The sequence below is a fragment of the Hespellia stercorisuis DSM 15480 genome (assembly GCF_900142165.1).
Taxonomy (GTDB): domain Bacteria; phylum Bacillota; class Clostridia; order Lachnospirales; family Lachnospiraceae; genus Hespellia; species Hespellia stercorisuis.
This window is the reverse complement of record NZ_FQZY01000082.1, coordinates 1-16,411: the sequence shown is the minus strand read 5'-3', so window position 1 is coordinate 16,411 and position 16,411 is coordinate 1. Positions and strand designations below refer to the sequence as shown.

The following is a 16,411-nucleotide window of genomic DNA, read 5'->3' as shown; positions in this document are numbered from 1 at the left end:
TTATTCACCGAAAGGCAGACAACTTATGGAACATCAAGCAGGCAACGATTGTGATGGAACGTGATGGCAGTTTCTATGTGTCAGTTCTGTATGCTTATGAAGCAGAGATAATTCCGATAGGGGTATGTTATAACAAGGTGTTAGGGCTTGATTATAAGTCGGATGGTCTTTATATGGATTCGGAAGGAAAGTGTGCGCATATGCCGCATTTTTACCGTGTTAATCAGAAAAAGTTAGCAAAAGCCCAGTGGAAACAGAAGCACAAAGTCATCGGTTCTAAGAATTATGAGAAACAGAAACATAAGATAGCCAAAATCCATCGGAAATCAGCAAACCAGAGAAAGGACTTCCTGCATAAGCAGTCAACCGAGATAGCCAATCGGTATGATATGGTGTGCATCGAAGATCTGAATATGCGCAGTATGTCTAATCATGGCTTTAGGAATGGAAAGGCTACATTAGATAATGGGTATGGGATGTTCACATCCATGCTGGCGTATAAACTTGCAGATCGCGGAAAACAGCTGGTGGTTGTTGATAAATGGTATCCATCCTCCAAAACTTGCAGTCGATGTGGGAGCGTGAAGGAAATATCATTGGAACAGAGACGATATATCTGTGAGTGTGGAATGAACCTGGACCGAGACTTAAACGCAGCGATCAACATTAGAAAGAAAGGGTATGAGATGTACTGGCAAATGGCAGCATAATAAAAAAAATTCTTATAAAGCAAACAAAAAACTGTAGGGCAGGAACTGTCCAAACAGTATAATCTACGCCTGTGGAGTAAGCATAAGACCAGCATTTATTGTGGCGATTTACGCCGAAACAGGAAGCACGTGACTTCAGTCATGTGAGGGTTCACAAAGGGTATCTGCTGCCAATGCTGCTGGTGAGCAGAGGAATTAATTTTTATTTTCTGTTTTTGATCAGTATTATCTTTTGTGTGCTGGAAATGGTACATAGGAAAACGGAACTGCCATAAGGCTGCGGGAAAGCATAAAAGCAGATTCGAAGCAACCGTTTTGTGATAGAAAACAATAATAAGTACAGCGAGTATATAGAAAATAATGATTGGTGGAAACAGCGAGAGAATTATATAATAAGTTGTATAAAACAAGTGAGTGAGGACAGAACAATGGTGATTGATTTCCATGTACACGAACGAACCTTTTCAGATGACAGCCATATGAATTTGAAGGAGATCGTAAATGAAGCAAAAATGATTGGACTGGATGGGGTATGCATCACAGACCATGATGCGTTTGGATTAGTGGATTACGCCGCAAAAATCAGCAGGCAGGAGAATTTCCCCATATTTGTGGGAGTAGAGTATTTGACACCGGAGGGGGATATCACTGCATTTGGAATCAACCGGATGCCGGACCGGTCTCATATGCCTGCGCAGGATTTTATCGATTATGTCAGAGCGCAGGGAGGTGTCTGCATTTCGGCACATCCGTTCCGAAGCAACAGCAGAGGGCTTGGCGAGGAGCTTGACGTGCTGCAGGGCTTGACCGGGATAGAAGTACTGAACGGAAGCACCTCCATGGCGGCAAATAAAAAAGCGATGGAGTACTGTGAGCGTCTGAATCTTCAGCCCATAGGGGCAAGTGACGCGCACAATCTCATCGCTTTGGGCAGGTACGCAACGGAGATATCCGAAGAAGTGCACACCGTAGAAGAACTGGTGAATGCACTGAAAACTGGAACCTGTAAGCCTGTGATCCGGCATGGATACCGGGAAAAGGATGGCTTATTTTAGAAATAGTCGGATATATAGGGAGTCTGCTGTTCAATTGCATCCTCCAGCATGTCGATTGTTTCCCCATCAGCCTGGATTCTTCCGATCCTTGCCAGATAGTCCGGACGCTTGTATCCCATTAACATGGTCGTCATTGTCTGGATGCTGATTTTGTCCGGGCATTGCTCCGGTATTTTAACTGCTTCGCCGTGTCCGTCTTTGGTGATTTTCAATAAAAACGAACCTTGATTACATTCCATGATCGGATCGGTCATGGAAAAACGCCATTCCCGTTCCATTTCGTCGGCTTTGAACGGATAGTTTTTCACAAATGCAGGAAAGTCTACAATTCTTGCCATATAATACGGAGAAATGACTTCTTTGATACTGGCATCCTCCAGTAAGAATGCCAGAGGCTCATCGGTATAGATATTCCCTTCCACGTGGTCGATCATTGAGAAATGTGCGGAAACAAAATTCCACAGGCCTGTCCGGGCTTCTTCGTTATTGAAAATCATATCTTTGATATAGAATACTTCATTTTCAATCCAGTAAATAATATACCCGTCAGGCTCGTTTGCTTCGTTATAGTAAATTGCTGCCATGATATCATCTTTATCCCAAAGCCAGTATTCGTTCCATGCAAGCTCATCGCGGATGATGGCGCCATGTGTATGTGCCGCATAGCGGTCATACGTCTTTTTCAACTCTTCACTGTCAGTTTTTACCCGCTGGACACTGCCGGAAACCTGACGGTTTTTGGGGAGCTGATAATCTTTGATCTCATAAGATATTTTGTCGGAAATCAATTCCCAGCCTTTTCGGCGGTAATACGGAATGGAATATGGATATAAGTAGCAGATGTACTGTTCTTTTTTTCGCATATTTGTCAGAGCCTGCTCCAGAAGCTTGTGCATCAGGCCCATGTTCGAGTATTCCGGGTAAGTCCCCACGCCGGTAAGTCCGCCCATAGAATACTTTTTCCCGAAGATCTGAACCTGCATAGGGTAAACGGCCACCTGTGAGACAAGCGTGTCGTTATCGAACCATCCGATCACATCCGCTTTTTCCATGGTCGGAAATTTAGCCCGGATGATTTCTTTTTCCTGCCAGCCGACCGAATGTAATTCCTGATCGGTTACCTGAAAGACGTATCGAAGCAGAGCATTGTACTGTTCCATATATTCGCTGCTGACCAGCTGCATTTTTAGTTTCTTTTTATTCATAAGAGTTTCCTCGTTTCGTTTTTCCCTATTCTACCACAATTTTGAAGGCATGAAAAGAGCGGGACGCTCTGTGGCAGGTTCGCCGCAATTGGATTTCTCTGACCGGGATAGACATCTGAAACCATATCTGAAAAATAAGCAGATAATTGGATTTAAAAACAAAAAAATCTATGTGAGAATAGAAAAATGTGGTACTATCAAGAGCGGACAGGTAATTGCATTGCGAAGAGCAGACAGGCTGAGATACAGCAGACCTGAGCAGCCTAAGCCAGAGAAGAATAAATTGCGATAAAATAAGACAGAGACAAGTGAGGAAACAGAAAAAATGACAGAAGAAAAGAAACATATAATGGGACATGTTATGGCATGTGGAACGCAGTTCATGTGGGGAGCTACGTTCGTATCCACCAAGGTATTGCTGACCCATTTTTCGCCGGTGGAGGTGCTGTTTATGCGGTCAATACTCGCATTTGCGGCGTTGTTTGCGTTCTATCCACATTTACTCAAGGTGAAGGAGAAGAAACAGGAACTATATTTTGCAGGGGCAGCACTTTGTGGGATTGTGCTGTATTTTTTGCTGGAGAATACGGCACTGACCATGACGTATGCCTCCAACGTGGGAATTATCGTGACCTGCGCACCGTTTTTTGTGGCGGTCATGGTGAGTGTGTTCTATAAAAGCGAGAGACCAGACAGGAGTTTTTATATCGGATTTGTGATCGCCATGATCGGAGTGATCATGATCAGCCGGAATGGCCAGACCAGCCTGCATCTGAATCCGCTGGGAGATTTTCTGGCACTGCTGGCTATGTTTTCCTGGGGAATCTACTCAGTGATTCTGAAGAAAATCAGTGAGTGGGAGTATCCGATGGTTGCAGTGACGAGACGCTTTTATTTTTATGGAATATTGTTTTTGATTCCCATTGTCGCGATGCAGAAGAAGATCGGGAGCATTTCTGCGTTTGCTGACAAGAGTGTGATTTTTAATATCCTGTTTCTGGGAGTGGCAGCAAGTGCCATCGGATTTCTCGCGTGGAATACGTCCACGAAATGGATTGGTGCGGTTAAGACCAGCGTGTATATCTATGTTTCTCCGATCGTGACGGTGCTGCTTTCGGTAGTAATCCTGCACGAAAAATTGACGGCTGTGTCTGTAATGGGCGCGGTGCTGATTCTTGGAGGGTTGATTCTGTCACAGCAGAAAAGTAAATTGAATGCTCATTTTACAGAAGAAAGAAGAAAATTCAGATAATAAGCCTTGACAATTGACTTCAAAAGAGATAGTATAATAATAACAGTTACTATTATTGATAGACGAGGAGGTCACATAATGGATAAGAAAGCAATGTATCAGCTGACGTATGGTTTGTTTGTCCTGACGGCAAAAGATGGGGACAAGGATAATGGATGCATTATCAACACAGCAGGGCAGGTTACTACCTCACCAAATCGGATTACGATCGCTGTGAATAAACAGAATTACACACACGATATGATTAAGAAAACAGGGGAGTTTAATGTTTCGATTTTAGATGAGACAGCACCATTTTCAACATTTGAACGATTTGGTTTTCAGTGTGGAAGAGATACGGATAAGATCGCAGGATGTCCGGTTCTCCGTGCAGAGAATGGGATTGTGTACCTGAAGGAGAATGCCAGCGCATTTATTTCCGGAAAAGTGGTACAGGAGATGGATCTGGGCTCCCACACACTGTTTCTGGCGGACGTGACGGACGGAGAGGTTCTGTCAGGTGTGAATCCGGTGACATATGCATATTATCAGAGTAACATTAAGCCAAAACCGGAAAAGACAGAGAAAAAGGGATATCGCTGTAAGATCTGTGGATATATCTACGAGGGAGAGCCCCTTCCAGATGATTTTATCTGTCCAATCTGTAAGCACGGCGCAGTAGATTTTGAGAAGATTTAAATAGCTGAGTAAATAGTCTGACAGATGGCCGAGGATGTACAAAAATCAAATTTTGTACCCCCCGGCCATCTGTCAGACTATTATTATACCACGAAAAGTATGCGATTGTAATCCAACAGAGAACGTGTTAAAATTTACATAATGTGACAAAAAAGAAAAATATAGGGGTAGCAGTAAGGAGCACGGTATGGAGAAGCAGAAAGTACTGGTAGTGGATGATCAATGGATAAACAGACAGATTCTGGGGAAAATTCTGGGGGAAATATATGAAGTGTTTTACGCATGCAACGGAAAAGAATGCATGCAGCTTTTGGAAGAGCACGGCGAGTCTGTTTCGGCAGTTGTTCTTGATATTGCAATGCCTGAGATGGATGGATATGAGGTGCTGCGGCGGATGGGAGAGCATGTGATTTACGCTACTATTCCTGTCATTGTCTCTTCTCAGATGGATGGAGAGGAAGCAGAGATCAAGGCACTTTCACTGGGAGCACAGGACTATATCTCAAAGCCGTATAAGGCTGATATCATCAGACACCGCCTGGCGAACACGATCAAGCTGCGTGAGACGGCACTGCTGATCAATGCGGTCGAGAAGGATGAACTGACCGGTCTGTATAACAAACAGTTCTTTTTGAAAAAAGTGGTAGAGACACTGAAGAACAATCCGGAAAAACCATACGACCTGATCTGTCTGGATATAGAAAAATTCAAATTGATCAATGATACATTTGGAATCGGAACCGGGGATAAGCTGCTTTGTTTTATTGGCGGACTGCTTCGGGAAACCAGTCAGGAAGGTAACATCTGCAGTCATTTTGGCGCAGATATTTTTTACATATTAGTGCAGCATAAAATGGAGTATGACGATGGAATGTTCCAGCAATGGGTGGACAAGTTCAATGAATTTCCGATGAATGTACAGATTAAAGTGCGCTTTGGCATTTACAAAATCACTAGCAGAACACTTCCAGTGAATACCATGTGTGACAGGGCAAAGCTCGCCACGGAGGGAATAAAAGGAAAATACAATAAGCTGTTTGCCTACTACGATGACCGGATCCGCCAGAGGCTGCTGAGTGAAAGGTTCATCACCGACAGCATGCAGCATGCGTTGGAGAGCGGGCAGTTTCAGGTCTTCTATCAGCCCAAATATGAATTGGCCGACGAGAGCATCGTCGGAGCAGAAGCGCTGGTTCGATGGATGCATTCGGAAAAAGGTGTTATGAGTCCGGGAGAATTTATCCCTCTTTTTGAGAGGAACGGGTTTATAACCCAGTTGGATTACTATGTGTGGGAGACGGCCTGCAGGTGCATCAGAACGCGGATGGACCAGGGAAGCCCATTGGTACCGATTTCGGTGAATGTGTCACGTGCGGATATTTTTAGTCAGGGATTTGTTGAGAATCTCCGGGAATTGGTCGGGAAATACAAGATTCCGATACAGAGTCTGCATTTGGAAATTACGGAGACTGCATATACGGAGGACCCGGAACAGATTATCAAGGTGGTTGAGCAATTACGGCGGCTTGGGTTTGTGATAGAAATGGATGATTTTGGAAGTGGTTACTCTTCGCTGAATATGCTGGCGGAGATTCCGATTGATGTGTTGAAGCTGGATATGCGTTTTATCAAGAAAGAAGCGAATAATTCTTCGGGAAGAGGGATTCTGCGCTTTATTATCAGTCTGGCGAAATGGCTGAATCTTCCGGTGATCGCAGAAGGGGTGGAGACGAAGGAACAGATGGAAATCCTACGTATGATGGACTGCAATTATGTTCAGGGGTATTATTTTGCAAAACCGATGCCGGAGGATGAATTTGAAAAGCTGCTTGATAAAACCGCTATTTCTGCGATGAAAAATGTTATGGCAAACCATCCTGTACAGCAGGAGACGGGGATTGCCGAGTGTATGGAGACGCTTGAGGAGCGAGTGAATTGGAAGACCTCAAACGATGAGGACCGGATATTGAAAGAACTGGAGGCACTGAGATCCTGTTTTGACATTGTGCGTCTTGTGGATCCGGAGCGTACAAGAGTCTGCATGAATGCGGAAGAAGGAATCTGCGATGTACAGGGATGCTTTACAACATGGGGAAAAAGTGAGCGGTGCAATAACTGCATTTCACTCCGGGCACTGCGGGGAAAAACGCGTTACAATAAGCTGGAATACACGAATGATCAGCTGTTTTTTGTGATTTCCCAGTATGTAGAACTAAATTCCAGAGGGGCTGTTGTTGAGATGGTATCAAAACTGGATGATACGTACGTGGACAATATATTCGACAAGGAGCTGCTGTTTATGAAACTGGACGATCTGAACCGGCAGTTGGAATCAGATGAACTGACCGGGGTTTATAACAGAAGGCATATTGATTCGCACCTGAATAATTATATTGTACATGCAAGAAAATCCGGAGATGACATGGGAATTGCAATGATCGATATCGATGGGCTGAAAGCGATCAACGACACGTATGGTCATCTGACCGGCGACGCTGTGATCAAGAAAACAGCCAGAATACTGAAGACAAATTTTGCCATGAGCAGAGGGGATTTTGTGGCAAGATACGGCGGTGATGAATTTCTGGTAGTGTGCCGAAGTATTGAGGGAGCTGTATTCCGGAAACGGGTGGCAGAAGTGGTGGAAATCATACACAGAAATTCTGTTGAGGGAAGGGATATGCGCCTCGGAATCAGTGCCGGTTGTGTCAGCCTGAGTGAATATCCCGGATTTAATGCGGATGAAATGATAGAAAAAGCGGATGAGAGGATGTATCGGGCTAAACAGTCCGGTAAAAACAGGATAGAATAGAGGAAAGTCTTTTTTTGTGGGGAAATCTATGATAAAATGAGTGTTAGTGAGCCAAGCGCCTGCATTTGGCGAACGGCGAATGGCGATCATGATAGCTGCAAAGCAGCGTCAAGCACTGAAAGTGCGAATCATGCTATAATGTAAAAGATAAGGACTGAATTTATGAGGGAAGGCTAATGAAAAGGGAAACTATAAAAGAAAAAAGAGTGGAATGGCTATTTCTGGCGGGGCTGTGTGTGTTCTATTTTATGTGGGCATACATTCAGCCCTTGAATGCGTCTCCGGATGAGGAGATGCGCTATCTGATACCAAAGTTTATCTTTAAACACGGGACACTTCCGGCGGGAGCAGATCCTGAGATTATGAATATGGTATGGGGGAACTCTTATGGGTTTAATCCGATATTTTCTTATATAGTCAGTGCCATATTCATGAAAGCAATCAGTTTTTTTTCATCTGAAGTTTTTGCGCTGCTGATGGCGGCCAGAACCGCAAGTGTTATGTTTGGAGTTGGAACTGCGGCAGTGACAATTAAAATTTCAAAAAAGCTGTTCGAAAAAAACAGCTGCAGGTGGCTGTTCGTTGTGCTGATCACTATGTGGCCACAGATGATCTACGTCTCATCGTACGTAAACACAGATGCATTTGCACTTTTTACAACAGCATGTGTGATATACAGCTGGATTCTGGGGCTGGAATCAAATTGGAGCTATAAGCACTGCGCTTATCTTGGAGTGGCACTTGGTTTATGTGCACTGTCTTACTACAATGCATATGGCTTTCTTGTGATGAGCCTGGTCATATTTGTATTCTCCGTGCTTCTTAGCACTACGTTGGAAGTGCCGTGGCATAAAAAAATCGGGATTCTTATAAAAAAAGGAATGTTTATTCTGCTTATTACGCTGGCCTGTGCCGGATGGTGGTTCGTGAGGAGTTTCATTCTTTATGATGGAGACATTTTTGGTATGGCAGCCTGTAATGCCTGCGCAGAGCTGTACGCTGCCCCGGAGTACAAGCCTTCCCTTAGAGTGACACCGTTCAGTCAGGGAATGTCACTGAAGACAATGCTGCTTTCAGAAGGGTGGCTGAAGAGAACCCTGTATAGTTTTATCGGCTATTTTGGCTATTTTGATTATCCTTTAAAATGGTGGATGTATAAGTTCTATAACCGGCTCATTCTACTGGGCGGTATTGGTACGCTGATTCATGTCCGTTCTGTATTCTTTCAATGGAAAACAGAAAAATGGAGTAAAGAAAAACTTTTTAACTGGGTGATGGCAGCGTCCATGATCTTTCCGGTGCTGCTGAGCTTGTATTACTCGTATTATTCAGATTTTCAGCCACAGGGAAGGTATATTCTTCCAATTATGATACCGTTTGCATATTTTTTGACGGTGGGATTCCAAAAACTTGTTTCCCATATTCCAAAAAAATATGAAAACGTCGGACGGCTCATCATTGACATACTTATAGCAGCTGTTTTTTGTATGGGGATTTTGAGTTACGTTGTAGTTTTTCTGCCAAATTTTGTTTAGAAGGGGTCTATGAATGATAGGATTTAATGTGCCGGCGTTTACCGGAAAAGAGTTGGATTATATAAAGGAGTCGGTGATGCAGCATCATATATGTGGAGATGGTGTATACACGAAAAAATGCAGCAGATGGATGGAGGCACACTTTGACGCACAGCGGGTGATGCTCACGACATCCTGTACACATGCTCTGGAGATGGCGGCAATTTTGTCAGATATCAAACAGGGAGACGAGGTAATCATGCCGGCTTATACCTTTGTGTCGTCGGCGGATGCGTTTGTGATGCGCGGGGCAAGGATTGTGTTCGTAGATATTCATCCGGAGACGATGAACATCGATGAGCGTTTGATAGAGGATGCAATCACGGAGAGAACGAAGGTGATCGTACCGGTTCACTATGCCGGTGTAGCCTGTGAGATGGACGAGATTATGGCGATTGCAAAGCGGCATCATCTTCTGGTAATTGAGGATGCGGCGCAGGGGGTGAATGCATTTTACAAGGGCAGAGCACTCGGCACAATCGGTGATTTTGGATGTTATAGCTTTCATGAGACGAAGAACTATACTATGGGAGAGGGCGGTGCGATTGTAATCCGTGATCCGGCGTGTAATGAGCAGGCCGAAGTGATTCGCGAGAAAGGAACAAACCGCAGCAAGTTCTTCCGGGGGCAGATTGACAAGTATACGTGGGTGGATGCAGGCTCATCGTATCTTCCAAGTGATATGAATGCGGCCTATCTGTGGGCGCAGCTGGAACTTGCGGAGGAGATCAATGATAATCGGAGAGCAACGTTTGACCGATATCAACAGGGCCTCTCTGATCTTGCCGGGGAAGGGAAGATTGAACAGCCTTTCTGTCCAGACTACGCAGTACATAATGCACATATGTATTATATTAAAACAAAAGATGTGGAAGAGCGGACCGCGCTGATCACCTCGTTGAATCAGCAGGAAGTACAGGGCGTATTTCACTATATCCCGCTTCATACGGCACCGGCCGGACAGAAGTTTGGAAGATTCCATGGCGAGGACAGATATACGACGAGAGAGAGCGAGCGGCTGCTCCGTCTTCCGATGTACTATGGCCTGACGGAGATAGAGAGTGAGCATGTAATCGAAGCAATTCAAAATTTTTATAGAAAAGAAAGATAGAAGGATATGAAAAAAATAGTCATTATTGGTGCAAACAGTTTTCAGAATCCCCTGATAGTCAGAGCAAAAGAGATGGGGTATGAGACACACGTTTTTGCATGGCAGGATGGATCAGTCGGAGAGCGGACAGCGGATGTGTTCTATCCGATCAGTATTATAGAGAAAGAAAAAATCCTGGAAGAGTGCAGAAAGATCAATCCATGCGCGGTCGTGACGATCGCATCGGATCTGGCAGCGATTACCGCGAATTATATTGCAAATGCGCTGGGACTTCCGGCAAACAGTGAAGCCTGTGTGAAGAAATCAACAAATAAGTATCTGATGAGACAGAGTTTTAATAAAGCGGGGGTGTCGGTTCCCCGCTTTATTAAAGTGTCTCTGGCGGATTTTGAAAAACAGGCAGAGGGGCTTACGTATCCGTTGATTGTGAAGCCGACAGACCGCTCTGGGAGCAGAAGCATCACAGAAGTGGCGGATAAAACGAAACTTCGTGCCGCAGTGGAACGGGCAGTGGGGGATTCCTTTGAAAAAAAAGCGATTGTGGAAGAATATATAGATGGAGAGGAGTACAGCTTTGAGTCGATCAGTTATCAGGGAAAGCACACAAGGCTGGCGGTCACAAAGAAATATACAACAGGTCGTCCTCATTATATTGAGAATGGACACATAGAACCATCCGGACTGTCAGATGAGGTGTTAGAGCGGGTGACGACAGAAATCTTTCGGGCGTTAGATGCGCTGGAGATTGAGAATGGAGCCTCCCATGCGGAATTTAGAATCAACGGGAAGGGGAAAATCGGAATTATTGAAATTGGTGCCCGAATGGGCGGAGACTGTATCGGATCAGATCTGGTGCGCATATCTACGGGATATGACTATGTGCGGATGGTGATACAGACTGCACTCGGGATGCGCCCGGATTTTTCGAGAGTTCAGGAACCGAAAATTGCCTGGATTCGATTTTTGATGACGAGAAACGAAGTGATTAACTTTCAAAAAATCCGGGAAACCTTTGCGGAGAAGATCAGCTTTGTGAGCGAAATAGACAAATCGGAGCACGAGGTCATCGACAGCTCCAGCCGTCTGGGGTATTTTATCATGGCCCTGGATTGTGTGGATGAAGTGGAGGAGGTTACAGATCTTGTGGAAACAGAATAAAGTAAAAGAGGTCTTGATTCTTCAGTCCGTAATACTCATTTATACACTGGCAACGGTGGCATCCAAATTCGCATCGGGATATACGTTCTTGTCATTGCCGTTTATTGGCTTTTATGGTGCTGAGATCCTGATACTGGGGGTGTATGCAATCCTGTGGCAGCAGATCATTAAGAAGTTTGACATATCGATCGCCTATGCCAACAGGGCTTTTGGCATATTCTGGTCGTTGATCTGGGCGGTGTTGTTTTTTAAAGAAGCGATTACGTGGAAAAATATATTGGGAATTGTGATTGTATTTCTGGGAATTATGGTGGTGAACTCTGATGATTGCAAATAAATATTATCTGATTCTGGTGGCGTCCGTTGCGGTCGCCTCCATATCGCAGATTTTTTTGAAAAAGAGCGCGTTGAAGACATATCCCTCTTTTTTGCGGGAATATCTGAATGTGGAAGTGATATTCGGTTATGGCCTGATGGTGCTCTCGACGCTTCTCACAGTCCTGGCCTTCAGCGGGCTGGAGTACAAAAACGGTCCGGTGGTAGAATCGCTGGGATACATCTTTGTCATGATTCTGGGGAGGATTTTTCTGAAAGAGGGAATTACGAAAAAAAAACTGCTTGGAAATGCACTGATTCTGCTTGGAATTGTGGTATATTACAGCTGATTCAGTGACCAAATGACATTGAGGTACGGGTACACTGACAAGATAAAGGAGAAGCTATGGAAAAACTATCGATCATTATACCGGTCTACTATAACGAGGAGAATCTGCATCCGCTTTATGATGATTTAAAAGAAAAAGTGCTGGCAAAACTGCCTTGTGATTACGAAATTGTGTTTGTGAATGACGGGTCAAAGGATGGGTCATATGATAAATTAAAGGAACTTGCAGATATGGATCCCAAGGTGAAACTCGTGAATCTGGCAAGAAACTTTGGCGAGCATCTGGCCACTCTGGCAGGCCTGTCTGAGTGCTCTGGAACCGTTGCAGTACGGAAAGCGGCAGACCTGCAGGAACCGTCGGAGATGATCCTACAGATGTATGAGAAATATGCGGCGGGTTCCAAGGTGGTTCTGGCGGTCAGGGAGGATCGGGAAGAACCGATATCGCAGAAATTGTTCTCGGAAGTGTATTGCTGGATGATGCGTAAATTTGCATTGTCCAACATGCCGAAAGGGGGATTCGACACATTCATGATCAGTCGCCAGGTGATTGATATTATCGTGGAAATCGGAGAGAAGAATGCACCGCTGACAGAGCAGATCCTGTGGAGCGGCTTTGAAAGTGAAAAAATATATTACGTGAGAAAAAAACGTGAAATCGGAAAATCCGGATGGACGTTGTCGAAAAAAATCAAGCTGGCAATTGACTCGCTGCTCTCTTTTTCTTATTTCCCGATCCGCTGTATCTCTGTTATGGGTGTGGTGTCTATCCTGGTTTCGCTGATCTGGACGCTGGTGCTGGTGGTGGATTATTTGGACGGACACACAACCGTGGAAGGATATACGACGATTGTAGTTTTGATTTTGCTCAGTTTTGGGATTACCATGCTGACGCTCGGAATATTAGGCGAGTACATCTGGCGCATGTTCGATGAAGTCAGAAACCGTCCGGCATTTATTGTAGATGAGGTTCGTCAGAATAAGACGGATCCATGTGGAGCGGAACAATGCGAAACGGAACAGCGTGGTGCGAAACAATGCGAAGCAGAACAGCATGGTGTGGAACAATGCAGCGCACGGAAATACGAACCAGAGCAGTATGGGGGAAGTGCGGAGAGATAAAAGGACATAAAGAAAAAGCAGTACGAAACAAAACAGGAAATAGGAGAATGTGAGATAAAAGTAGTCGGAAACGGATGGGGATGGCTATGTTAAACGGAGAGATACGGATGAAAAAAAAGGCGTGGACAATTCTTATCGTATGCAGCATGTTGGCATTGACTGCCTGCGGAGATGCAGAAAAAAAGAGCGGGGATACAGAAGTGGTGGAGACACTGAATCTGGATGACGATGATTCCGAAGAAAAAGAGGATGCACAGCAGGCGGCAGCAGCGGGGAACTCTGTGATGAAATACCAGTTTAAGGATGTGAGGGGAAATGATTACGAGGGAACACTCGTAGATTCTTTTCCGAAATGTACGTATGATTTCACGAAGCTTGTGGAGGAGAATGGATACAAATATTACCGGGACGAGGAGAATGGCATCACCTCAAGATTGGGAATCGATGTATCCCAGTATCAGGCGGACCTTGACTGGACACAGGCCCGGGCCAGCGGGATTGAGTTTGCCATTCTGAGAGTCGGCGGCAGGGGATATGGTGCCAGCGGAACAATCTATGAGGATGAAAAGTTTCGGGACAATCTCAGAGGGGCTGTGGATGCGGGACTTGAAGTGGGTGTTTATTTCTTTTCGCAGGCCATATCCGAGAGAGAAGCCGTCGAGGAGGCCGAGTTTGTGCTGAGTAAGATAGAGGCGGCAGATATAAAAGGACCGGTGGTCTTTGACCCGGAAGAGATCAAGGAGGATGAATCCAGAACAGATGGAATCAGTTCAAAGGTCTTGACAGACAACTGCATTGCATTCTGCGATACCATCAAAGCAGCCGGGTATGATACGATGATTTATGCGAATATGAAGCGTATGGCATTAGAACTTGACATCGCAAAGCTGCAGGACTATGACTGGTGGTATGCAGATTATTATGAGACGCCGCAGTGTCCGTATGATTATGAGATGTGGCAGTATACAGATACAGGAAGTGTGCCGGGAGTGGAAGGCAATGTAGATATTGACATTTGGTTTCAGCACGAAAAAGGAGAGTAAACAATGAGATGGAATAAGTTTCGCTTAAAGACGACGACGGAGGCGGAGGACATCGTGAGCAGTATGCTGATGGATATCGGAATACAGGGAGTGGAAGTGGAGGACAAGGTTCCGCTGACCCAGGCTGACAAGGAGCAGATGTTTGTGGACATTTTGCCGGAGACCGATGTGGATGACGGAGTGGCATATCTGAATTTTTATCTGGAGGAAGAGGAAGAAAAAGAAAAAATGCTCGAGAAAGTCCGTACAGAGCTGAAAGAGATGGCAGCGTATGTCGATGTGGGCGACTGTACGATCGAGGAATCCCAGACAGAGGATGTGGACTGGGTGAACAACTGGAAACAGTACTTTCATCAGTTTACGGTGGATGATGTGCTGATCATTCCGTCCTGGGAGGAAGTGGAGCAAAAAGATAAGGACAAGATGATCATTCATATCGATCCGGGAACCGCGTTCGGGACAGGAATGCACGAGACGACACAGCTCTGCATCCGCCAGATCCGAAAGTTCGTCACACCGGAGACCGAGATTCTTGACGTGGGCTGCGGCAGCGGCATTCTTGGAATGCTCGCCCTGAAATTCGGCGCAAAGCATTCGGTCGGAACGGATCTGGATCCCTGCGCCATCGATGCGACGTATGAGAATATGGAAGTGAACGGAATTGCGAAAGACCAGTATGAGGTGATGATTGGAAATATTATCGACGACAAGGCGATTCAGGATAAAGTGGGCTATGAAAAGTATGACATTGTTGCGGCAAATATACTGGCAGATGTACTGGTACCGCTCACACAGGTGATTGTTCATCAGATGAAGCAGGGAGCGGTGTACATTACCAGTGGAATCATTAATGATAGTGACAAAGAATTTAAGGTGAAGAAAGCTATGGAGACTGCGGGGCTAGAGGTGATTGAGACTACGTATCAGGGAGAATGGGTTTCTGTAACCGGAAGGAAGTAGAGAATGCATCATTTTTTTGTGACACCGGAACAGGTGAAGGAAGACGGTATTTTTATCGAGGGGGCGGATGTGAACCATATCCGCAATGTACTTCGTATGAAAATCGGGGAAAAACTAAAAATCAGTGATGGAAATAATAAAAAATACGTGTGTGAGATCGCGGAGTTCACACCGGCAGAGATCGTTCTGTCCATCTGTGAGGAAGAGCAGGCAGACACGGAGCTGCCGTCAAAGATATACTTGTTTCAGGGACTCCCCAAAAGTGACAAGATGGAATTGATTGTGCAGAAGGCTGTGGAACTGGGAGCGTTTGAGATTGTTCCGGTGGTGACAAAGCGTGCGGTCGTCAAACTGGATGCGAAGAAGGCAAAGAAAAAAGAGGAGCGCTGGAATGCCATCGCAGAGGGGGCGGCAAAGCAGTCGGGCAGAAGCATGATCCCGAGGGTATCCGCTGTGATGAGCTATGCAGAAGCGTTAGAATATGCCGGGGCACTGGATGTCGTGCTGATTCCGTATGAACTTGCGGAGGGAATGAAAGAGACAAAGGCGCTGATCGAGACAATTAAGCCGGGACAGTCGGTGGGCTTCTTCATCGGTCCGGAGGGCGGCTTTGAGACAGCGGAGGTGGAACGCGCAGTAGAGTCCGGTGCAAAGCCAATCACTCTCGGAAAAAGAATTTTGCGAACGGAGACGGCGGGGCTTGCCTGTTTGTCGATTTTAATGTATCATTTGGAGGGCTGAGCGGCATGAAATGCATGACTTTTTACCCCTGGATACATACTATGAGTTGCCCGACAAATGGGCTATTTGAACCTTGAAAATTTAATATATTATCTTCAAATATGTTACAATGGAGTTATTAAAAAAGGAGTGATTATATGTCTTTCTCATCGAATAACTCACAACAAATCAGCATATTTGATGCTACTTCAAACCTAACAGCCCGCGAATTAAAAATGTTAGATAAATCATGGGCTAAGTATTTTTCGGAAAATGTTTTTCCATATATAGATGAAGAACCTTTCCGCGTATTGTACAGCAATCGCCCATCTCGCCGTAATACACCT

General features: G+C 45.1%; 15 protein-coding genes and 1 pseudogene. 15 read left to right on the top strand and 1 reads right to left on the bottom strand.

Annotated features, from left to right (window positions below; translation table 11 throughout):
* Both BUB85_RS18260 and BUB85_RS18255 read left to right on the top strand, forming a co-directional pair.
* Nucleotides 1-710, top strand: a 710-nt coding sequence (locus tag BUB85_RS18260) for an RNA-guided endonuclease InsQ/TnpB family protein (protein WP_143160782.1), incomplete at its 5' end; no start/stop codon positions are given.
* A gap of 428 nt (nucleotides 711-1,138) precedes the next feature.
* Nucleotides 1,139-1,765, top strand: coding sequence for a PHP-associated domain-containing protein (locus BUB85_RS18255; protein ID WP_073112972.1), 627 nt, complete (start codon nucleotides 1,139-1,141; stop codon nucleotides 1,763-1,765).
* Here the strand turns inward: BUB85_RS18255 and BUB85_RS18250 are convergent.
* Nucleotides 1,762-2,970: a GNAT family N-acetyltransferase gene (locus BUB85_RS18250; protein WP_073112971.1), complete on the bottom strand. Its 1,209-nt coding sequence runs from the start codon at nucleotides 2,968-2,970 to the stop codon at nucleotides 1,762-1,764. The two genes, BUB85_RS18255 and BUB85_RS18250, sit on opposite strands and share 4 nt — an antisense overlap.
* Before the next feature lie 325 nt (nucleotides 2,971-3,295).
* Here BUB85_RS18250 and BUB85_RS18240 point away from each other — a divergent pair, with 325 nt between their 5' ends.
* The 13 genes and pseudogenes from BUB85_RS18240 to BUB85_RS21895 all read left to right on the top strand — a co-directional run.
* The gene (locus tag BUB85_RS18240; protein WP_073112969.1) at nucleotides 3,296-4,222 is read left to right on the top strand and encodes a DMT family transporter; all 927 of its coding nucleotides are present in this window, start codon (nucleotides 3,296-3,298) and stop codon (nucleotides 4,220-4,222) included.
* A gap of 78 nt (nucleotides 4,223-4,300) precedes the next feature.
* Nucleotides 4,301-4,900, top strand: a complete 600-nt coding sequence (locus tag BUB85_RS18235) for a flavin reductase (RefSeq protein WP_073112968.1) — start codon at nucleotides 4,301-4,303, stop codon at nucleotides 4,898-4,900.
* Nucleotides 4,901-5,087: 187 nt separating this feature from the next.
* Entirely contained in the window at nucleotides 5,088-7,712 is a 2,625-nt protein-coding gene (locus BUB85_RS18230) for a bifunctional diguanylate cyclase/phosphodiesterase (RefSeq protein WP_073112967.1), read from the top strand.
* 176 nt (nucleotides 7,713-7,888) lie between these two features.
* Complete coding sequence (locus BUB85_RS18225) at nucleotides 7,889-9,247, top strand: ArnT family glycosyltransferase (protein ID WP_073112966.1); 1,359 nt, start codon at nucleotides 7,889-7,891, stop codon at nucleotides 9,245-9,247.
* 13 nt (nucleotides 9,248-9,260) lie between these two features.
* The gene (gene rffA, locus BUB85_RS18220; protein ID WP_073112965.1) at nucleotides 9,261-10,397 is read left to right on the top strand and encodes a dTDP-4-amino-4,6-dideoxygalactose transaminase; all 1,137 of its coding nucleotides are present in this window, start codon (nucleotides 9,261-9,263) and stop codon (nucleotides 10,395-10,397) included.
* A gap of 6 nt (nucleotides 10,398-10,403) precedes the next feature.
* Complete coding sequence (locus tag BUB85_RS18215; RefSeq protein ID WP_073112964.1) at nucleotides 10,404-11,555, top strand: ATP-grasp domain-containing protein; 1,152 nt, start codon at nucleotides 10,404-10,406, stop codon at nucleotides 11,553-11,555.
* Nucleotides 11,539-11,892 (top strand): transporter, encoded by a 354-nt coding sequence (locus BUB85_RS18210; RefSeq protein ID WP_242945484.1) that lies wholly within the window; start codon nucleotides 11,539-11,541, stop codon nucleotides 11,890-11,892. Before BUB85_RS18215 ends, BUB85_RS18210 begins: the two co-directional genes overlap by 17 nt.
* Nucleotides 11,879-12,220 carry a DMT family transporter gene (locus BUB85_RS18205; protein ID WP_073112962.1) on the top strand — a complete coding sequence of 114 codons (342 nt, stop codon included), beginning with the start codon at nucleotides 11,879-11,881 and terminating at the stop codon, nucleotides 12,218-12,220. The genes BUB85_RS18210 and BUB85_RS18205 overlap by 14 nt, the downstream gene beginning before the upstream one ends.
* Before the next feature lie 56 nt (nucleotides 12,221-12,276).
* Nucleotides 12,277-13,341 (top strand): glycosyltransferase family 2 protein, encoded by a 1,065-nt coding sequence (locus BUB85_RS18200; RefSeq protein ID WP_073112961.1) that lies wholly within the window; start codon nucleotides 12,277-12,279, stop codon nucleotides 13,339-13,341.
* Between the two features lie 107 nt (nucleotides 13,342-13,448).
* The gene (locus BUB85_RS18195) at nucleotides 13,449-14,384 is read left to right on the top strand and encodes a glycoside hydrolase family 25 protein (protein WP_242945483.1); all 936 of its coding nucleotides are present in this window, start codon (nucleotides 13,449-13,451) and stop codon (nucleotides 14,382-14,384) included.
* Between the two features lie 3 nt (nucleotides 14,385-14,387).
* Nucleotides 14,388-15,344, top strand: a complete 957-nt coding sequence (gene prmA, locus BUB85_RS18190) for a 50S ribosomal protein L11 methyltransferase (protein WP_073112959.1) — start codon at nucleotides 14,388-14,390, stop codon at nucleotides 15,342-15,344.
* A 3-nt stretch (nucleotides 15,345-15,347) separates the two neighbouring features.
* Nucleotides 15,348-16,085, top strand: coding sequence for a 16S rRNA (uracil(1498)-N(3))-methyltransferase (locus BUB85_RS18185; protein ID WP_073112958.1), 738 nt, complete (start codon nucleotides 15,348-15,350; stop codon nucleotides 16,083-16,085).
* 137 nt (nucleotides 16,086-16,222) lie between these two features.
* A pseudogene (locus BUB85_RS21895) lies at nucleotides 16,223-16,411 on the top strand (transposase); the annotation flags it as partial.